At 31.4% G+C, this 19,088-nt stretch carries 20 protein-coding genes; 10 read left to right on the plus strand and 10 right to left on the minus strand.

Going from position 1 to position 19,088, the window contains the following annotated elements; translation table 11 throughout:
* Window positions 1–11: 11 nt before the first annotated feature.
* Window positions 12–539, minus strand: a complete 528-nt coding sequence (locus IF125_RS05120) for a hypothetical protein (RefSeq protein WP_225541746.1) — start codon at window positions 537–539, stop codon at window positions 12–14.
* A 171-nt stretch (window positions 540–710) separates the two neighbouring features.
* Between IF125_RS05120 and IF125_RS05125 the strand changes: the two genes are divergently transcribed.
* On the plus strand, window positions 711–1,127 hold the full coding sequence (locus tag IF125_RS05125) for a nucleoside-diphosphate kinase (RefSeq protein WP_038330990.1): 417 nt from the start codon (window positions 711–713) through the stop codon (window positions 1,125–1,127).
* A gap of 99 nt (window positions 1,128–1,226) precedes the next feature.
* Window positions 1,227–1,682, plus strand: a complete 456-nt coding sequence (locus tag IF125_RS05130; protein WP_225541747.1) for a copper resistance protein NlpE N-terminal domain-containing protein — start codon at window positions 1,227–1,229, stop codon at window positions 1,680–1,682.
* A gap of 60 nt (window positions 1,683–1,742) precedes the next feature.
* Here IF125_RS05130 and IF125_RS05135 read toward each other — a convergent pair whose 3' ends face one another.
* The 6 genes from IF125_RS05135 to IF125_RS05160 all read right to left on the minus strand — a co-directional run bounded on the left by IF125_RS05135 (window position 1,743) and on the right by IF125_RS05160 (window position 6,050).
* On the minus strand, window positions 1,743–2,483 hold the full coding sequence (locus IF125_RS05135; RefSeq protein WP_225541748.1) for an acyl-[acyl-carrier-protein] thioesterase: 741 nt from the start codon (window positions 2,481–2,483) through the stop codon (window positions 1,743–1,745).
* 26 nt (window positions 2,484–2,509) lie between these two features.
* Window positions 2,510–3,007, minus strand: coding sequence for a 6,7-dimethyl-8-ribityllumazine synthase (gene ribH / locus IF125_RS05140; protein ID WP_225541749.1), 498 nt, complete (start codon window positions 3,005–3,007; stop codon window positions 2,510–2,512).
* A 113-nt stretch (window positions 3,008–3,120) separates the two neighbouring features.
* The gene (locus IF125_RS05145) at window positions 3,121–3,828 is read right to left on the minus strand and encodes a tetratricopeptide repeat protein (RefSeq protein WP_171622566.1); all 708 of its coding nucleotides are present in this window, start codon (window positions 3,826–3,828) and stop codon (window positions 3,121–3,123) included.
* A gap of 74 nt (window positions 3,829–3,902) precedes the next feature.
* A complete protein-coding gene (locus IF125_RS05150) occupies window positions 3,903–4,520 on the minus strand; it encodes a porin family protein (RefSeq protein WP_225541750.1) in 618 nt (205 codons plus the stop codon).
* A gap of 16 nt (window positions 4,521–4,536) precedes the next feature.
* Entirely contained in the window at window positions 4,537–5,304 is a 768-nt protein-coding gene (locus IF125_RS05155) for an ABC transporter ATP-binding protein (protein WP_225541751.1), read from the minus strand.
* Entirely contained in the window at window positions 5,304–6,050 is a 747-nt protein-coding gene (locus tag IF125_RS05160) for an MlaE family ABC transporter permease (RefSeq protein WP_225541752.1), read from the minus strand. Before IF125_RS05160 ends, IF125_RS05155 begins: the two co-directional genes overlap by 1 nt.
* A gap of 53 nt (window positions 6,051–6,103) precedes the next feature.
* Between IF125_RS05160 and IF125_RS05165 the strand changes: the two genes are divergently transcribed.
* Entirely contained in the window at window positions 6,104–6,709 is a 606-nt protein-coding gene (locus IF125_RS05165; RefSeq protein ID WP_171622563.1) for a SprT-like domain-containing protein, read from the plus strand.
* Window positions 6,702–7,796 (plus strand): mannose-1-phosphate guanylyltransferase, encoded by a 1,095-nt coding sequence (locus tag IF125_RS05170; RefSeq protein ID WP_225541753.1) that lies wholly within the window; start codon window positions 6,702–6,704, stop codon window positions 7,794–7,796. Before IF125_RS05165 ends, IF125_RS05170 begins: the two co-directional genes overlap by 8 nt.
* Window positions 7,797–7,834: 38 nt before the next feature.
* Here the strand turns inward: IF125_RS05170 and IF125_RS05175 are convergent, their stop codons facing one another.
* Entirely contained in the window at window positions 7,835–8,809 is a 975-nt protein-coding gene (locus IF125_RS05175; RefSeq protein WP_225541754.1) for a hypothetical protein, read from the minus strand.
* A gap of 122 nt (window positions 8,810–8,931) precedes the next feature.
* Window positions 8,932–9,363, minus strand: a complete 432-nt coding sequence (locus tag IF125_RS05180) for a hypothetical protein (RefSeq protein ID WP_188319560.1) — start codon at window positions 9,361–9,363, stop codon at window positions 8,932–8,934.
* A gap of 89 nt (window positions 9,364–9,452) precedes the next feature.
* Here IF125_RS05180 and IF125_RS05185 point away from each other — a divergent pair, with 89 nt between their 5' ends.
* The 4 genes from IF125_RS05185 (at window position 9,453) to IF125_RS05200 (ending at window position 15,115) form a co-directional block, all read left to right on the plus strand.
* Window positions 9,453–10,349: a glycerophosphodiester phosphodiesterase family protein gene (locus IF125_RS05185; RefSeq protein WP_188319561.1), complete on the plus strand. Its 897-nt coding sequence runs from the start codon at window positions 9,453–9,455 to the stop codon at window positions 10,347–10,349.
* The gene (gene bshC / locus IF125_RS05190) at window positions 10,350–11,948 is read left to right on the plus strand and encodes a bacillithiol biosynthesis cysteine-adding enzyme BshC (protein ID WP_225541755.1); all 1,599 of its coding nucleotides are present in this window, start codon (window positions 10,350–10,352) and stop codon (window positions 11,946–11,948) included.
* A 41-nt stretch (window positions 11,949–11,989) separates the two neighbouring features.
* Complete coding sequence (locus tag IF125_RS05195) at window positions 11,990–13,831, plus strand: LysM peptidoglycan-binding domain-containing protein (protein ID WP_225541756.1); 1,842 nt, start codon at window positions 11,990–11,992, stop codon at window positions 13,829–13,831.
* A 114-nt stretch (window positions 13,832–13,945) separates the two neighbouring features.
* Window positions 13,946–15,115, plus strand: coding sequence for a dicarboxylate/amino acid:cation symporter (locus IF125_RS05200; RefSeq protein WP_394369877.1), 1,170 nt, complete (start codon window positions 13,946–13,948; stop codon window positions 15,113–15,115).
* Window positions 15,116–15,209: 94 nt separating this feature from the next.
* On the opposite strand, the gene IF125_RS05205 is transcribed toward IF125_RS05200, so the two are convergent.
* Window positions 15,210–17,609, minus strand: coding sequence for a TonB-dependent receptor (locus IF125_RS05205; protein ID WP_225541758.1), 2,400 nt, complete (start codon window positions 17,607–17,609; stop codon window positions 15,210–15,212).
* Window positions 17,610–17,798: 189 nt separating this feature from the next.
* Here IF125_RS05205 and IF125_RS05210 point away from each other — a divergent pair, with 189 nt between their 5' ends.
* Together IF125_RS05210 and IF125_RS05215 are read left to right on the plus strand one after the other, a co-directional pair.
* On the plus strand, window positions 17,799–18,563 hold the full coding sequence (locus tag IF125_RS05210) for a Rossmann-like and DUF2520 domain-containing protein (RefSeq protein ID WP_171622555.1): 765 nt from the start codon (window positions 17,799–17,801) through the stop codon (window positions 18,561–18,563).
* Entirely contained in the window at window positions 18,560–19,084 is a 525-nt protein-coding gene (locus tag IF125_RS05215; RefSeq protein WP_171622554.1) for a KdsC family phosphatase, read from the plus strand. Before IF125_RS05210 ends, IF125_RS05215 begins: the two co-directional genes overlap by 4 nt.
* The last annotated feature ends 4 nt before the right edge of the window (window positions 19,085–19,088 follow it).

Below are 19,088 nucleotides of genomic sequence, written 5' to 3' on the forward strand. Positions count from 1 at the left end.
AAAAAGCGAGATTAATTCTCGCTTTTTAGTTTCAGTAATTTTATCCATTGTTTTAAATTATATCGTCTAAAAAGTCCAAAATTACGTTGATTATACGAACTGATCCAAATCGAATTCTCTTCACAATAAATCACAACTGTTTCGATATAATCTCTTTTTCGGTAATTGTATTTGTAAAAAATATTTCGTTCCGAATATTTAAAAAGAAACAAACCTTCTTCGTCCAATGATTGCGTAAAATTAGTTTGACGTTGTGCAAGATTTTTGATGAGGTGAATATTCTCATTGAAAGATTTTGAAGTCTTAATTTCGATAAAAAATCGATCTTTAATCGTGAGAATCATTTGTATTATAAAAAATCCCATGATAAAAATAAAGACCCAATTGATATGAATTGAGGTATAAATAAAGAAAAAAGTAAGAATCAACATTAAAGCAAAATCCAAATAATTCCAAATCTCGAAAGGCAGAAAATATTTATCACCAACCTTTTTGAGTTTTGTTTTATGCTGAAATGTCGATAGGTTATTTGAGCTCATGGTTTTATATTTTCTTAAAAATAAGAATTTTTATTTTGATCATCTTTCTTAAATAGATAATTAATGTTGATATTTATTAATTTGAGAATTTTTATTGATAAGATATAAACATTCGAATCATTTTTGTAATTTTGCACATCAAAAATTAAGTAATAAATACAATTCAATAAAATGGCAAACATTACATTCACAATGATTAAGCCTGATGCAGTAGCAAAAGGACACATCGGAGATATTTTAAAAGACATCACTGACGCTGGTTTCAAAATCAAAGCGGCTAAAATGACTCAATTAGCGAAACAAGATGCTGAAGCATTTTACGCTATCCACGCAGAGCGCCCTTTCTTTAAGGATTTAGTTGAGTTCATGACTTCTGGGCCAATCGTTGCTGCAGTTTTAGAAAAAGATAACGCTGTTGCTGATTTCCGTACGTTAATCGGTGCTACTAACCCAGCTGAGGCTGCAGAAGGTACTATCCGTGCTAAATACGCTGAATCTATCGATGCTAACGCTGTTCATGGTTCTGATTCTGACGAAAATGCTGCTATCGAAGCTGCTTTCCACTTCGCAGCGAAAGAAATTTTCTAATCGAATAAGATTATAAAACATCATATAAATCCTTCTGAAAATATTCGGAAGGATTTTTTTTGGTTAAAATTTACTTACCTTTAACTTAAATTCTAAAAGATGAAAAAAATATTTTTAGCCACATTTACAATCGCAGCTTTCGTTGTGTCAAGTTGTAAAAACGAAACAGAGTCGGTGAATAAAGAAGTAGAAAATGCAAATGATTCCTTGAAAATGGATACTTTATCAATGGAAAAATCGATTCAATTTGATGGAATTTATAAAGGGACTTTACCTTGTTTTGAAATAGATTGCAAAGAGGTAGAAATGGAGATTAAATTATTGCCAAATAATGGTTATGTGTATGCGACTAAACGTTTAGGAATTGATAATTATGCAGTGATGACAACTGGGGTTTTTCAATTAAAAGAAGATGGAAAAACAATTGTTTTACCAGAAATCGCAAATGTTCCGAATGCTTTTTTGGTTGAAGAAGGAAAGATAAGACAATTGGATAAAAATCAAAAGAAGATTGAAACGGCAGATTCTATTCAGTTTGTTTTGATAAAAGAATAAATTAAAAAAGGTTTCGATTGAAACCTTTTTATTGTAATAATTCTGTTTAATAAAAATATGTTATTTCAACTCTAATTGACAAACAAAGTTTATTTTCTCTTGATTGACAATTTTAAACTGAATCAACTTCTCTGTTTCTAATTTCTGAATTTCGATTTCGTCATCTAAACTTAATTCTTTCAAGAAATTCATATCAACCGCTTTAATGCGATGTTCTAACATTATATTCGCATCGATTGTATTGAGACACCATTCCAAATATTTGGTATTATTGGCATGTTTTACAATATCTAAATCCGAGAATTGAACTTTATAATGTATAATTTCTGTAGCTTCAAAATTGCTGGTCAAAACATTGTTTTCCAATTTTGTAGGTTTCAAATCAGGAAATCGTTCAATATGAGATGAATCAATTTGAAGAAGATCAGGGCGGCGTTTTACAGTATTAAAAACTGCCCATAAACTTGATGCTCCAATCAACTTTTTACCATTTTTCTCGATTGTAAAATCACGAATAGATTTAGCTCCTTTCAACACTTCAATCCATGTTTTTACTTCAACAAAATCTGTCCAAGAAGGCAATTCATCAATTTCAATTCGAAGTCGATTCATTACCCAAGATTGATTGTACTGTTGCAAATCGAAAAAGCCTAAACCACCTTTAATGGCATGTTCAGAAGCTGTTAACTGAAAAAGATTTGCCATTTCTGTCAATTTCATTTTTCCAGTCGGATCACATTGAGAGAAATAAATTTCCCAATTCTTTATAAAAATAGATTGAAAATCTTCTGCAATTGGCATTGAAAAAGTTTTAGATATAAAAGAGATTATTTACCTAATTTTTTTTTCATATCGGCCATCATAACAGCTGCAACACCTGCTTCTACACCTTTATTTCCATGTTTTCCTCCAGAACGATCAATTGATTGTTGTTCATTTTCGTCGGTTAACACACAAAAAATAATTGGCATATCGTGTTTAATATTTAAGTCTTTCACACCTTGTGTTACACCTTGACAAACATAATCAAAATGCGCTGTTGCACCACGAATAACACATCCTACAACAATGATTCCGTCTAAATCTGGATGCGTTTGTGCGACTTTATCTGCACCATAAATCAACTCGAAACTACCTGGAACTTGGTACAACGTAACATCATTAGGGTTAGCACCTAAATCGATCAACGTATCTTTTGCACCATCACGTAGGTTAAATGTAATATGATTATTCCATTCCGATGTAATGATTGCAAATTTAGATCCCGCTACATTTGGTAATTCTGCTTTATTATATTGAGATAAATTTTTATTTTCTGTTGCCATTTTGTTTCTAATTTGAAAGGTAAAAATACAAAAATGATTTAGGATAAACTTTGATTTGTATCAATAAAAAAAGCCGAACAAATTGTTCGGCTTGTACTTATTTTGAAAGTGAATTATTTCGCAGATTCAGAGGCGTATTTTAAACGCTCAATAAACTTCGCTGTTTCACCATTGTTTGCATTTGGATATTTACCCTCTAAAGCTTGGAAATATTTTAATGCATCAGCATTTTTACCTAACTCCATTGCAATTTTACCTGCTTTTGTGTAATATGTCGATTGTAAAGTTTCAACTTCTGTTGCTTCAGCAGCTTTTACATAGTAAGGTAAACCTTCCTCTAATTTGTTAGAAGCGACTAATGCATTACCCAACATACCATATTTTTGTGCTAACATTACGTTGTCATCTGTATCAAATTCTTCTAATAATTTAACAGCAGATGCATAATCTCCTAATTTATAATATGAACTTGCCGCTTTAAAACGAGCCAAATTACCCGCATCTGTATTTCCGTATTCATCAACTATTTGTTGTAAACCTTGAAAACTTCCAGCGCTACCATTTAATGCTACATTAATAGAATCTTGATCAAAAAGACGTTCTGCTTGAACCATTTCTTTGAAAGCATCTTCTGATTTAGGTTCTACGACTAATTTTAAGTAAGCAAAATAACCTAAAACAGCTACAATAATTACTCCTAAACCAATACCAATTGCTTTAGCATATTTTTCAACAAAGAACTCTACGTTGAAAGCTGTTCTGTCTAATTTTTCTACGAATTGCTCTGTCGCGAATTCTTCTTTTTTATTATTTTTTGCCATTTTAATAATTTACGAGGTTGCAAAAATACAATTTGGGACAAATATATCCAATAAATTTATTTACAAACAACCTTTTAGAATAAATATGCCACTGTTAAGTTTAACATTTGTGGACGATTTTCTGTTTGAAAATCATTTCCTCCAGAATTTGCAATTTCAGAACCTACTTTTCCAAGTCCAAATTCGTAACGTAAATCGAATAATAATTTAGAAACTTCTACGCCAGCACCAATTTGCATTCCGACATTAAATTCGTCTTGTTTTGCAGTTGTAAAGTCATTAACATTGATTTTATCATCAAAATAATAAGAGAAAACTGGACCAGCTTGAATATGTCCGATTCCTAAAAATCTTTTTCCAACATTTACAGGAATATCTAAACGTTTCTTTGTAATACCAATATCTTGAGGTTTATCATTTTTATCTAATACATTATATTCATTTTTGAATTGCGTGTACAATAATTCTGGTTGAATGTAAATTCCTGCTAAAGAAACACGAGCTAAAGCACCAGCTTGAAATCCAGTGGCAGCTTTACCATCTTTTTTAAAAATATTACTTGTTGCATCATTCCAAACTTCTCCTTTATCTGTATTGAAAACTACACCACCTTTAAGTCCAAAATTGATGTTCTGTGCTGTTGCAAAATTGGCTGCTAAACCGACAATTGCTGTTAAAATTAATTTTTTCATAGAATTTTTATTGATTTTATTGTTCTTTTAATAGAGCTTCTCTCAGTTTCTTAAAGAGATTTGACGAATATACAAAATCAATCACATTTGGATTATCTGCGACTAAAATTTCGTCTTTTGTTCCTTCCCATTCTAAGAAACCATTTTTTAAGAAAACAATATGATCGCCGATTTCCATTACCGAGTTCATATCATGTGTATTGACAACTGTTGTTGTGTTGTATTCCTTCGTAATATCATAAATTAATTGATCGATAACCAAAGCTGTTTTGGGATCTAAACCCGAATTAGGTTCATCGGCAAATAAATATTTTGGATTATTTACAATTGCGCGTGCAATGGCAACGCGTTTTTGCATACCTCCAGAAATTTCTGAAGGATACTTTTTCAATGCTGTTCGTGCTATTTCAACACGATCTAATACTTCTCTTGCACGTTTTTCTGCATCTGCATTCGACATATCCGAAAACATCTGTAAAGGAAACTTTACATTTTCGACGATATTCATCGTATCATATAAAGCTGAACCTTGGAAAACGACACCAATTTCTGAGCGTAAACGTTGTTTTTCTTTGTAATCGAACTCGATCATATTTTCGCCTTCATACAAAATTTGACCAGAAGTTGGTGAAAATAAACCAATTAAATTTTTAAGAAAAACGGTCTTTCCAGAACCACTTTGACCAATGATTAAACTTACTTTTCCTTTTTCGAATGTAACCGAAAAACCTTTTAAAACTTCGATCACATCAAAAGATTTTCTGATTTCTTTTATCTCAATCATTAGCTCAAAATTGTTTGTGTTAATACTAAGTTGATCACAATAATTGTGATAGATGTCCAAACAACTGCTGTTGTTGCAGAACGTCCAACTTCTAAAGATCCTCCTTTTACATTATACCCATAATATGCAGGAATTGTTGCGATAACAAACGCGAATACCATTGTTTTGACAAATGTATATACAAACAATTTTGTTGCCATATTCATTTGTAAACCTGTGATAAAGTCGGCTGCAGACCATAGTTTAGTAAAAACACCAATGTAATAACCTCCTAATAACCCGAATCCAATTGAAATCATGACCAATAAAGGATTAAAAAATACACAAGCGATAATTTTAGGTAGAATCAAGAAGTTTGCCGAATTGATTCCCATTACATCTAATGCATCAATTTGTTCGGTAACACGCATTGTTCCAATACTCGAAGCGATATACGAACCAACTTTACCAACTAAAATTAACGACATAATTGTTGGAGCAAATTCTAAGACCAACACTACTTTGGTTGCATAACCAATGTAAGCGTCTGGTACAGGAATAGCAGCTCCTTGAAAGTTTTGAGCCATTTGTATTGCTACAACAGCTCCCATAAATGTAGAGATGAAGGTTACAATTCCGACAGAATTTACACCTAAATCATATATTTCTCTAACGGTCAATTTCCAGAAAACACTCAATTTTTGAGGTTTGCTAAATACTTTACCCATAAGCATAAAGTATGACCCTAAATTTTCGATTAGTTTCATTACGACAAAATTAATATTTTTATTGGAAAGGCATTTTATTTATCTTGCACAATGTGAATTTAGAACATTTAACTTCTTATCTCCCTCATAATGCAGACTTGTACGTGAAAAAATGGTTAGAAAATCACTTTATCACACTTAAAATTACAAGACGAAGAGAAACAAAGTTGGGAGATTATCGCAGATTGCTCGAAAATAACCGTCATCAAATTACGGTAAATGGTGATCTCAATCCTTATGCTTTCTTTTTTGTGTTTACACATGAAGTCGCACATCTCAAAACATTTGTTCAGTTTGATTCTCGAAAAATAAATCCGCATGGAAAAGAATGGAAAACCATTTTTGGACATTTATTATTAGAATCACTTCATGTTTATCCCGAAGAATTGCGACCTTACATTATACATCATGCGAAGCATCCAAAAGCAAGTTTAGGTGCAGATATTAATGTATCAAAATATATTATAGATGATAAAAATCCTACTCAAGTCTATTTAGAAGATTTAGAGGATGGCACAATTTTTTCAATAGGAAAAAGGATCTTTAAAAAAGAATCCAAAAGAAAATTAAGGTATCTTTGTTTAGAGCTGAAAACCAATAGAAGGTATTTGATTAATGCAACTGCTACCGTAAACAAATTTAAAAACAATCATGAATAACAAAGATAATTATGCTGTTATCCTTGCCAGTGGTACAGGAGTTAGATTATGGCCGTTGAGCACAATAAAAAAACCAAAACAATTTCATGATTTATTAGGAATTGGAAAAACATTTATTCAACTCACCTATGATCGTTTGAAAAAAGTTGTTCCTCAAGAAAATATTTTCATTGTTACCATTCAAGATTACAAAGAAATTGTAGAAGAACAATTACCTGAATTTAATGAAGCTAACTTTATTATTGAACCAAGAGTAATGAATACTGCTGCGTGTAATTTATTAGCAGCAATGACGATTCAACAAATTAATCCCAATGGTAAATTGATTATTTCCCCTTCGGATCATTTTATATTTAATGAAGAAGAATTTTCTGAAAAAGTGAAAATTGCTTTCGAGGATGCTGATAATAATCGATTAATCACTTTAGGGGTAGCACCTACACGCCCAGATGTTAATTATAGTTATATTCAATTTATAGAAAATCTCACGCCTATAAAAAAAGTGAAATCTTATATTGATAAACCTGATTTAGAATTTGCTGAATCATTTATTACAAGTGGCGAATTTATTTGGAACACAGGTATTCTTATTTGGTCAGTAGAAAGTATTGTGTATGCTTTTCAACAACATTTACCTTCTATGTACGAAACATTGAACAAGTATTTTGAACTTGATCAATCGTTACAAAATACAGAAACGCTAAAACCTATTTACACAACATTGGATGTCACATCAATCAACAAAGGTATTTTAGAGCAAGCAGATAATGTTTATGTTATTCCTACTACATTTGGTTGGAGTGATATTGGGACTTGGTCTGCAATTAATGAAAAATATAAATACACAGGAGAAGATCAAGACGATAATCAAAATACATTATTGTGCAAACATTTTTCTGGATATGATGCCAAGAATAATTTTATTTATTCAACAGAAGACAAGGCGATTATTGTCGACGGATTAGATAGCTATGTCGTGATTAATTCGGATAAAGGTTTATTAATTTGTCCACGCAGTAATGTTCAAAATATCAAATCCTATGTTAGTGATTTGAAACTTCAAAAAAATGGCGAAAAATATTGTTAAATAAAAAGCTTCTCATTTTTGAGAAGCTTTTTATTCTTTTATTTTAACGTAATCACATTTTGACCAACTTTATATCCATTTTGGTAAATGTCTATTTTATATTCTCCTTTCGGGAAATCGTAATCAACCCAATCAAACGTTACTCTAGAACCTGACATATTGTTGTAATTTACTTTTACACGATCAGAGTAATCAATAGATGCACCAGAACGTAAAGTCGTTTCACCAGAATCAGCTCCTTTAAATTTTCCAACTTCACCATTTGGTTTATAGATGGTAACAAAAAGCTCTTTCGTTTCCGATGTTGCGTTCAAGTTTTTGTCCAAATCAAAAGAAACTCTTACTTTATCAATTCTACTTGCTCTTGTTGTTTCAACTTCTTTTCCACTCGATTTTACGCGCACACCTTTGATAGTATAATTAGAAACCGATAAGGTTGAATTTGTTTCTTTGATTAAGTTTTGGTGATTTTCTTTCTCTTCATCCAAGTTCGACTCAACTACTTTTTTCTGTTCGTTTAAGTTCGAATTCTCAGAAGCTAATTCTGTATTTTTATTTGTTAAGACTTTATTTTCATCTTTCAATCGGGCGATCTCTTCTTTATAAACTTTGATATCAGTTTGCAAAGATAAAATTAGACGTTTCGCTCGAGATAATTCATTATTTGTAATTTCTTCTTTATTAAGAATTGCTTGAATTTCTTTTTGCTTTTCTAAGATCAATCGATCCTGATAGTTTAATGATGAATCTTTTTTGACAACGCGAGTTTTTGCTTCGTCAAAATCTGCTCTAACAATACGTAATTCTTGTTTTAAAATTTCTCTTGAACGTTCTAAATCATTGATGTCTGTTTGCATCTCTATAGAAGACTTTGCATTAGCTTCTTTGGAATATACAATATATCCAATTGCTAACAACAAGGCGACAAGTAAAGCTGCTATAATTATATTTTTAATGAATTCTTTCTTATGCTTAGTATTAGTAGAAGGTTCGAGATCTTTATATTCAGTCATTTTTATTAAATTCAGAGGGAAATTATGAATACAAAAACTAAACCATTTTCATTTATTTTAGAGAATGGTCGAAAATTTAACATTTAATCACTAAAATTATACACCAAAAATACTTGATGCAATTAGTTAGATTCTTTTTTTATATCACTTGAAATTTGATCCAATTTATTTTCAGCTTCCGTTTTCAATTCTTCTGCTTTTTCTTCTAATTCTGTTTTTTCTTCTTTAAAAGTGCTTTTCAAATCCGAAACTTTTTCTTTCACAAAATCACTTGTTTGCTTCATTTGCTTTTCGGCAATATCTTTCACTTCTTCGTAATCTTGTTTTGATCTTTCTTTGAAATCTTTCGCCGCTTCTTTCGATTGCTCTTTCAAATCACCTGAAGCATCTTTCAAATTATGAATTGTTTTACGTGCAAAATCTGATGCATCATCCGCAATCAATGTTCCTGTTTTTTTTACCGTTGCCGAAACATCGTCAAATTTATCGCCCGCTACATCTATTGCAGTTTCAGTTTTTCCTAAAATTCTTTTCAAAAAATTTCTAAGTCCCATAATAATTTATTTTCTTGATTATTTTCACTTTAAATTTACAGCTTCATTCAATAACTTTGAATGAATTCAAATTAATTTTTATTAAAAATATGATTTTTAACTATTTTAAACGATTCTATCTTGGAGTTTTCGTACTGAGTTTACTAACTATTTTTAGTTGTAATCCAGAAAAAAAACAGCCCGAATCGAATCATACTACATCATCCGAAGTTATATCTTTCAAATATTCGACCAAAAATAAAAATTATGTAAGTGCTCATCGTGGTGGTAGTGGAATTCATGGTTTTCCAGAGAATTGTATTGAGACCTTAGAGCATCTTTATCAAAACGGTATTCAAATTTTTGAGATAGACGTGGCTGAAACAAAAGATGAACAACTTATTTTAATGCACGATAATTCTCTACAACGGACAAGTACAGGGCGACAAGATGTCAATCAAGTTGATCTAAAAACGATAAAGGAATACTTTTTGGTAGATGATTTCGGTCAACAAACGTCTTATAAAATTCCAACTTTTGCAGAAGCATTAAATTGGGGAAAAAATAAACCAATTTATTTTATGGTAGACATCAAAAAAGGTGTTGATTATCGGGCGATAGTTTCGACAATAAAACAAGCGAACCTACAAAAACAAGTGGTTTTGGTAACTTATACAATTGGACAAGCTAAAAAGTTACATCAACTTGCACCAGAAATGTTATTGTCTGTTTCGATGCGAAACGAAAGAGAATTGAATGAAATGCTAAATAGCGGAATTCCAACTGATAAAATGGTTGCATTTACTGGAACCCGTCGCAATGATCAATCATTTTTAGATAAAATTCATGACAAAGATATAGTCGTCATTTTTGGTACGTTAGGTAACTTAGACAAAAGTTCTGCTGCAAGAAATGGTCAACTTTATCGCGATTTAGAAAAAGATGGTGTCGATATTTTTGCAACAGATAGAGCAATAGATGTTCATCAAACGATTAATAAAAATTAAATGGAAACAATATCACTTAAAGATTCAAATTATTTTTCAAAATTGATGCTCAATTACATCAATCAAGATGAAAGTTTGAACGACTTCTATAACCTATTTCCAACCAAAGAAAATTATAGTAAACAAGCTAAGAATAAACTTGAAAATTATAAAAACAGAGCAATTCTTGTTGAACAAACCTCGAAGCAATTAAATCATTTAGAACTTTCGGAAAAACAACAAAAAAATCTCAAAAAATTAGCTAAAAAAAATACGGTAACCATTACAACTGGTCATCAATTAAATTTGTTCACAGGGCCGATTTTCTTTTTTTATAAAATATTACAAGTCATTAAAGCGTGTGAAGAATTAAATGCAGAACAAAAAGAAGTCAATTTTGTTCCCATGTTTTGGATGGCCACTGAAGATCACGACTTCGAAGAAATCAATCATTTCAAATATGGTGATCGAATTATTCATTGGGAAAAAGATTTTGGAGGTCCCGTTGGTCGATTATCAACAGAAGGTTTACAAGAAGTTTTCAACTCTTTTTTGAAACTTTTGCCAAATGGGAAAAAGAAAACAGATTTACACAATTTGATTGAAGCATCTTATTTGTCAAATGATAATTTAACCGAAGCAACTCGAAAATTAGTTCATTTATTATTCAAAGATCTTGGATTGTTGATGATTGACGGCGATGACAAAGAATTGAAAAAAATAATGATTCCTTCTTTTGAGCAAGAGTTAATTCAATCTACATCCTTTAAAAAAGTAATTCCTCAGAATGAAAAATTAGAACAATTAGGTTATTCGATTCAAGTAAATCCACGCGAAATAAATTTATTTTATATTAATCAAAATAACTCTCGCGAAAGAATTGTTGAACAAAATGGAACGTATTTTGTCAATAATACTTCAATCAAATTTTCAAAAGAAGAAATGATTAGCGATTTACATCAAAATCCAGAAAAATTTAGTCCAAATGTGATTTTGAGACCATTGTACCAAGAAACAATTTTACCGAATGTTGCGTATATTGGTGGAGGTGGTGAAATGGCTTATTGGTTGCAATTAAAGGAAATGTTTAACGAATTTGAAGTTGATTTTCCTCTTTTGGTGTTGAGAAATTCATTATTAATTAGAACTGAAAAGCAGTATGAAAAGCAACAAAAATTAAATCTATCGAACGAAGATTTATTTTCAAACAGTTTAGCTATTGCGAAAAAACAAGCGATTAATTCATCAGAAATAGCACCTAAACTTCCTGAATTGGAAGAGGAATTAAAAAATATTTTTGAGCGTTTAGAACAGTTGAGTTCGTTAACCGAGTCTTCTTTTGCAGATATGATACAAGCACAGCGCACAAAACAATTGAAAGGTTTTGAGAAAATAAAAAAACGTTTGGTACATGCAGAAGTTAAAAAGAACGAAGATTTATTGAAAAGAATAGAACAATTATTAAATGATCTTTCTCAACAAAATGGTTTGCAAGAACGAGTGAAAAATTTTGCTGATTTTGACTATGTTAACATCAAGTATTTCATTGATTTTATTGAAGATAGTCTTCAGCCTTTCGAGTTTGAGTTTATTATAAATACATTAAACGAAGAACGCTAACCAAAACATAATTTGTATATTTGAAACGAAAATTCATCTAAATGAAAAAAATATTAGCTTTATTGTTATTTGTTGGTGCATCAGCACTTTATGCTCAACAAAAAACGCATACAGTTCAAGCCAAAGAAACCGTTTACGGAATTTCGAAACAATATGGTGTTTCGCAAGAAGAATTGTATAAAGCCAACCCTAAAATTGAAAAAAATGGGATTCATCCAGGTGATTTGATTGTAATTCCAACCAAAGGGACTGCAACAAACCAACCAACAGAAACCAATAATTCTACTCAACATGTAACTACTTCTGACGATAATTATCAATACATTACGATAGAGCCGAAAGAAACCGTTTACAACTTGACTAAAAAATATTCTATTTCGGAAGAAACATTGTATTCTTTAAATCCTCAAATCAAAGAAAGAGGTTTAGAAATTGGAGATGTGATTAAACTTCCGAAAGTGGTAACGAACAAAGTTTTTTCTGTACCGAAAGGAACTCACTTGATCAAAAAAGGGGAAACTTTATATACATTAGCCAAACAATATAATGTAAGTGTTGATGATTTTTATGCTGAAAATCCAGCATTACAAACTGGAGTAAAAGAAGGCATGGTCATTTCTATCCCTAAAAAATCGGGGTCAGTTACTATTGAAGAAAACTCGATCAATTATGTTGTTCAGAATGGTGATTCTGCTTACGGAATATTAGAGAGATACAATACGAATTTAGATGAGTTATTGCGTTTAAATCCTGAATTAATTAATGGGTTAAAAGCTGGAATGACTCTTAAAATTCCATTGCAAAAAAATGCAAAAATCATCAAATATGGAACTGCAGGGAAATTGAAACGTGCAAATGACAACGAAATTAATGTTGCCATCTTGTTGCCTTTTGATGTAGCTAATAATCCACAATTGAAAAACTCGCAAGCGATGCAATTTTTTACCGGAACTAAATTAGCCTTAACACGTTTAGCAAAAAAAGGTAAAAATGTCAATGTAAAAGTCGTCGATACAAAAGACGGAAATCTACAAGATATCCTATCGACAACCGATTTTAGTAAAACAGATGCAGTTATTGGTCCCTTAAATACTTCTGATGTAACCGAAGTCGCAAACTTTTTTAGTAATTCTGGAATTGCTGTGATTTCGCCTTATGCGAATGATGATTCATTGAATTCTTTTAATGATTTATTGATTTCTAATCCAAAAGATGAAGTTATCGCGGATCAAATCATCGATGAAATTGGGAAAAATTTTGCTGGAGAACAAGTTTATTTATTGACAAATCGTGATGATCAAGAATTAGCAAATTACACAAAGAAACAATTAGAAAAACAATTGAAAGCTAATGTGGTTATCGTAGATAGTGCTTCTAAAATTGTACAACCACACGATAAAGTAAATGGTGAAGATTATTATACACCAATTATTACGGTTTTAGTTGGAGATGACGATGCATTAGGAAAGCAATATTTAGAAAAATTAAAAACATTTCACAAAGACAACATCAAAGCTTATGGAATAAAAGCTGTTTCGGTTTATGATGTGTATAATCCAGAAAATGCGAAAAATATTGATGCTTTCCGCGAATTTGGTTTTGTCTTTAGTACCGCACGCTTAATCAATACAAGAGATACGGAAGTACAAAGTGTTTTGAAAGATTTTAAAGATGTTTATTGCGAATTCCCTACACGTTACGAGCAAATTGGATACGATGTAACATATGATATTGTAGATAGAATGAACAATAAAGGAGATGTTACGAATAATATTACAACAGAATATACACGTGTGGCTTCTAAATTTGCTTACAAAAAAGCAAGAGGAAGTAAAGCATTTACAAACGATGCGAGTCGTATAGTACGTTTACCAAAAAAATAAATACTTCTAAAAATTATACCTAAAAGCGATACTAAATCATAGTATCGCTTTTTCTTTTTTTATGAATTAGAATTAAAATCATTCAGAATGAAAGTATTTTTTCTAAATTTGGATATGCACAAACTTAAAGACAATTTACTCGTAAAAGTGATCCTTGCCATTGTGCTTGGAATTGCACTTGGCGGAATTATACCAGAAGCTATTGGTCGTATATTTATAACTTTTAATGACTTTTTTAGCAAATTACTCAACTTTCTAATACCGTTAATTATTGTCGGATTAATTGTTCCATCAATTGGGAGACTGGGACAAACTGCTGGAAAATTATTGTTTACGACAGTATTGATCGCTTATGGTTCCTCTATATTATCAGGACTATTAGGTTATTCTGTAAGCATGTCTGTATTTCCTACTCTATTAGAAAGTCAAACAGGACAAATAAATTTAGCAGAAAAAGCGAAAGAATTTGCACCTTATTTTTCAATCGAATTTCCTCCTTTATTTGGTGTAATGCCAGCCTTAATCTTTTCATTCCTTTTCGGAATTGGATTATCAAGATTAAAAAATTCTACTTTTGGAAATTTTGCAGATGATTTTGAAACGATTATAACCTATTTAATTAAAAACTTAATTATTCCACTTTTACCAATTTTCATTTTCGGAATTTTCTTGAATATGTCTTATTCTGGGCAAGTATTTACGATTATGAATGTATTTTTAAAAATAATTGGCGTTATCTTCGTTCTACATATTTTGTTGTTACTTGTTCAATTTATTATTGCTGGATCAATTGCAAAGAAAAATCCATTGACGATGTTAAAATTGATGATGCCGGCATATTTTACAGCCTTAGGAACGCAATCATCTGCTGCAACAATTCCGGTTACAATTGCGCAAGTAAAGAAAATTGGAGTTCGAGAAGAAATTGCAAATTTTGCAGTGCCTTTGTGCGCAACGATTCATTTATCTGGTTCGATGTTAAAAATCGTTTGTTGTTGTTTAGCATTAATGCTAATTCAAGGAATGGAAATCGATTTTATTCAATTTTTTGGATTTATGATGATGCTTGGTGTCGCAATGGTCGCAGCGCCTGGAGTACCTGGTGGAGCAATTATGGCAGCAATAGGAATTATCGCTTCGATGTTAGGATTTGATGCAGAAAATCAAGCATTAATGATTGCACTTTATATTGCAATGGACAGCTTTGGTACTGCAGGTAATGTAACGGGAGACGGTGCAATTGCCGTAACCTTAAATAAGTTATTTAAGAAAGAAGTTCAATAAATAAACTATTAATGATATAAAAGAAGCGTTCTAAAATTAATTTAGAACGCTTTTTTAGTTATAAAAATATATAAATGAGGAATGTACTTGTTGATTAGAACCCTACTCCACCACCTTGATTTTCTGTTTTATTTCTCTGAGCTTCTGCACGAGAACGCACTTTTCCACCGAAATTATACGTAAAACCAATATTTAATGTTTGAGCTTCCCAACGGAAATTGCCGTAACCTCTTGCAGGATCGTACATTTCTAAACGTCCGTAAAATGTTCTGAAAATATCACTTACACGAGCACTTAAAGCAGCTTTACCACCCATAAATGTGTAACGTGCACCTAAATCCATACGCCACATATCTTGCATTTCTCCTTGTACAAAACGGTATTTACCTGAGTACATAAAGAAATGTTGTAAACTAATTGATTTCGTTACTTTGAATGTGTTGTTCATACGAGCTGTCAAACGATTAGCGTCTATTTCTGCTGTGTATGGATTTTTAAATTCATCCATTCTGGCAACAACCATTGTATTGTGTGTAAAATCTCCACTAATATTTGATGACCACCATTTTGTTGGAACAAGATTAAACGCTAATTCGAAACCATATGCATTTACTTTATCGTAGTTTTCATATAATTGGATGAATTTTTCTGAATTTGTATCATCAACCAATACACTACGGAAAATATTATCTTGTACATGTCTGTAAAATACATTAGCCGAAATAGAATTTTTACCAATTCGTTGTAAATACCCAACTTCAAAATTATCTGTGTATTCAGGTTTTAATTCTGGATTTCCAATGCTTGACATTAATGGAGTTGACCATTCTGCTACTGGAGATAATTGTCTGATTCCTGGACGATCTATTCGACGGCTATAATTCAACGAAACTTGTCCTTTTTCTGATACATCGTATGTTAAGAATGCAGATGGAAAGAAATCTAATTTATCTTTATCAATATTCTTCGTTTCTTGATTGTAAAAATAATTTCCTTTGTCTTTATATTGTTCTGCTCGTAAACCTAATTGCATACCAAATTTCCCGAATTTTTGACCATAATTTACATATGCAGAAAGGAAATCTCTCGTGAAATCAAAATCTGTACTAGGGTCAATTAAGGTGTTTTCGATATCAATTCGTCTATCAGTTAGTAACGTATTGTTATTTTTTTCGCGACGAAATTGCAATCCTGCTTCTATTTTTCCGCCATCTTTTATTTGATTTGTATAATCTAAATTTACACGAACATTATCCGTTTTAGAATCACGATCTTCGTAATAATTTTCTGTTTTAGGATAAGTATTGTGCATATTTCGCCAATCCGTATTTGTCGCTTGAGAGAAAAATGCATCTAAAACAATGTTGTGGTCTTTTTTATCGAAATCACGTTTAAAGTTTAAACTATAGTCTTGACTTTTCCAATCTCCATGAAAATCAGAATTATTTGGGTGAAGAGTATTGACATCTGTTTTTATAATGTCCGAACCAATTTCACCATGTCCTTTTCCAAACCATTGATTGGTATAAACTGTTAAAGCTGTTTTATCATCAATAAACCAGTCAAATCCGAATTTAGCTGCTTGACTTTCATCTTTATTCAAAATATCAATCGCTTGCCAACGTTTAGAATCATAATTATCTAAGTATCCATGAAATTCGCTTGGACGTTTATTGTAGCTATAATTTCCAAAAAAGTTAAATGAACCTATATTTACATTTGCAGTTAATGAATTATTGAAACGACTTTTTTTACCTTGTTCATAACCTGTATTTAACGTAACATTATATCCTTTTTTCTGACCTTTTATCATGACAATATTAATGATTCCAGATTTCCCGTCTGCTTCATATTTTGCAGAAGGATTGGTTATAATTTCTACACTTTTTATTTGATTAGAAGGAATTTGTTTTAATACTTCCGAAGCTGATAAAGAAGAAGGTTTACCGTCGATATAAATTTTTACATTTTCGTTTCCTCTTAGAGATAACTCACCTGTTTGTTGATCTACATTAACAGACGGAATGTTATTAAGAACAGCAGCTGCGTTCGCTCCAGCAGACACTAAATCATTTCCTACTTCTACAACACGTTTGTCAATTTCGTTGCGATATTGCGAAACTTCTGCACGTACAAAAGCACCTTTTAATTCTACTGTCTCAGTAGATGAAGCTTGTAAAACAATATTTCCTAAATTTAATTCACCTCCTTTTACTTCTGCTGTTGTCACAGATTGTTGGTAGCCAAATTCTGTAATTACCAAACGATAATTTCCGTCTTCTAAATCTGGAATTTCAAATGTTCCATCTTCATTAGCATAAACTTCATCAAATAATTCTTTTGAATCAGCTTTAAAAATCTGAATTGCAGCCATAGCTACAGCTTCATTTTTTGTATTTTCAATCTTTCCCTTCACAGGATGATGCTCCTGCGCAAATCCGTAAATAGAACAAACGGAGAAAAGAATAGCTAAAGTAATTTTATTTAATTTCATAGTTGATGTTTTTGCATAGTACTATGTTTTACATAATACAAAGTTATAATGATCCGAACTTTTACCTAATAAGACGCATGAATTAAAAAATTGTTACAACAATTATAATTTTTTTTAAAATTTTATTTCCTCAACTGAAAAACTTACTTTTATCATTCAATTAATATTAATTCAAAAATTGCTAAAACATTGAGTTCAATTGTCATATTAGGCGCAGGTAATGTTGCATTTCATTTAACTCGTGCATTAATCGAAAACACTTGCAATGTTCGACAAATATTTAATAGAACATTAGAGCATGCCAGAGAAATAGGCGAAGCAAATAGAATTTCGTACACTGATAAAATATCTGAAATTGAAAAAGCAGATGTTTACATTATCGCAAGTGCGGATTCTGGTATCGAAGAATTTTCGCATTATATCCCATATGATGATGTATTAGTCGTGCATACATCAGGTTCGTCGCCAATGTCTGTGTTGAAAGGAGATTATCGTAAAGGAGTTTTTTATCCGTTGCAAACTTTCTCGAAAGAACGAACGATGCGTTATGATAATATTCCATTTTTTATCGAAGCCGAAAATCCTGAAGATTTAAAAACATTAAATGATTTAGGAAATCGTATTTCCAATGAAGTTCATGTGTTGAATTTTGCGAGCAGAATGCAAGTACATATGACAGGTGTTTGGGCAAATAATTTTGTCAATCATTTATATTATATCGCTGGAAATATATGCGAACAGAATAATGTGCCGTTCGATGTTTTGTTGCCGCTAATTCAAGAGACTGCCAACAAAGTAATTGAAATGAATCCGAAAGATGCTCAAACTGGACCAGCAAAACGCGGAGATCAAGTGATTATAGATCGTCATTTAGAAGCCCTTCAAGACGATTCGAGATTATTACAGATTTACCAAATAATGACAGATTCAATTAAACGAGTTTACGAAAAATGATAAGTTATAAAGAGAAACTAAATAACATCAAAACGGTTATTTTAGATGTAGATGGAGTTTTGACAGACGGTAATTTAATTTTATTACCAACTGGCGAAATGGTGAGAACAATGAATACACGAGATGGTTATGCCATGCAATTAGCCATTAAACAAGGAATTCGTATTGCAGTAATTACAGGAGGAAGAGATGAAGCTGTAGTTAATCGTTTAAAATATTTAGGCTTAACAGATATTTACGTGAATAAACGTGATAAAGTAGATGCTTTCGAAGATTTACTTTTTTCTTACGGATTAGACCCTGATGAAATTGCTTATATGGGCGATGATTACCCTGATTTAGCTGTAATGAATTTGGTAGGATTGGCTTGTTGTCCAAACGATGCATGTATGGATGTACGTAAAGCATCTGAATATATTTCACCTGAAAACGGTGGAAAAGGTTGCGTTCGCGATTTATTGGAACAAATCTTAAAAGTTCAAAATAAATGGTATAATGCTGAAGAAATTGCTTCGGTATAAAGGA

This window comes from Empedobacter stercoris (genome assembly GCF_020281205.1).
In the GTDB taxonomy this organism is placed as follows: Bacteria; Bacteroidota; Bacteroidia; order Flavobacteriales; family Weeksellaceae; genus Empedobacter; species Empedobacter stercoris.

What these genes read in the sequence shown, in the direction of transcription:
- IF125_RS05125 (WP_038330990.1), top strand. Translation starts at nt 711, where the DNA reads ATGGCAAACATTACATTCACAATGATTAAGCCTGATGCAGTAGCAAAA.
- IF125_RS05185 (WP_188319561.1), top strand. Translation starts at nt 9,453, where the DNA reads ATGATTTTTAACTATTTTAAACGATTCTATCTTGGAGTTTTCGTACTG.
- IF125_RS05160 (WP_225541752.1), bottom strand. Translation starts at nt 6,050, where the DNA reads ATGAAACTAATCGAAAATTTAGGGTCATACTTTATGCTTATGGGTAAA.
- IF125_RS05205 (WP_225541758.1), bottom strand. Translation starts at nt 17,609, where the DNA reads ATGAAATTAAATAAAATTACTTTAGCTATTCTTTTCTCCGTTTGTTCT.
- IF125_RS05135 (WP_225541748.1), bottom strand. Translation starts at nt 2,483, where the DNA reads ATGCCAATTGCAGAAGATTTTCAATCTATTTTTATAAAGAATTGGGAA.
- IF125_RS05155 (WP_225541751.1), bottom strand. Translation starts at nt 5,304, where the DNA reads ATGATTGAGATAAAAGAAATCAGAAAATCTTTTGATGTGATCGAAGTT.
- bshC (WP_225541755.1), top strand. Translation starts at nt 10,350, where the DNA reads ATGGAAACAATATCACTTAAAGATTCAAATTATTTTTCAAAATTGATG.
- IF125_RS05175 (WP_225541754.1), bottom strand. Translation starts at nt 8,809, where the DNA reads ATGACTGAATATAAAGATCTCGAACCTTCTACTAATACTAAGCATAAG.
- IF125_RS05170 (WP_225541753.1), top strand. Translation starts at nt 6,702, where the DNA reads ATGAATAACAAAGATAATTATGCTGTTATCCTTGCCAGTGGTACAGGA.
- IF125_RS05150 (WP_225541750.1), bottom strand. Translation starts at nt 4,520, where the DNA reads ATGAAAAAATTAATTTTAACAGCAATTGTCGGTTTAGCAGCCAATTTT.
- IF125_RS05130 (WP_225541747.1), top strand. Translation starts at nt 1,227, where the DNA reads ATGAAAAAAATATTTTTAGCCACATTTACAATCGCAGCTTTCGTTGTG.
- IF125_RS05200 (WP_394369877.1), top strand. Translation starts at nt 13,946, where the DNA reads ATGCACAAACTTAAAGACAATTTACTCGTAAAAGTGATCCTTGCCATT.
- IF125_RS05195 (WP_225541756.1), top strand. Translation starts at nt 11,990, where the DNA reads ATGAAAAAAATATTAGCTTTATTGTTATTTGTTGGTGCATCAGCACTT.
- IF125_RS05145 (WP_171622566.1), bottom strand. Translation starts at nt 3,828, where the DNA reads ATGGCAAAAAATAATAAAAAAGAAGAATTCGCGACAGAGCAATTCGTA.
- IF125_RS05120 (WP_225541746.1), bottom strand. Translation starts at nt 539, where the DNA reads ATGAGCTCAAATAACCTATCGACATTTCAGCATAAAACAAAACTCAAA.
- IF125_RS05215 (WP_171622554.1), top strand. Translation starts at nt 18,560, where the DNA reads ATGATAAGTTATAAAGAGAAACTAAATAACATCAAAACGGTTATTTTA.
- IF125_RS05180 (WP_188319560.1), bottom strand. Translation starts at nt 9,363, where the DNA reads ATGGGACTTAGAAATTTTTTGAAAAGAATTTTAGGAAAAACTGAAACT.
- ribH (WP_225541749.1), bottom strand. Translation starts at nt 3,007, where the DNA reads ATGGCAACAGAAAATAAAAATTTATCTCAATATAATAAAGCAGAATTA.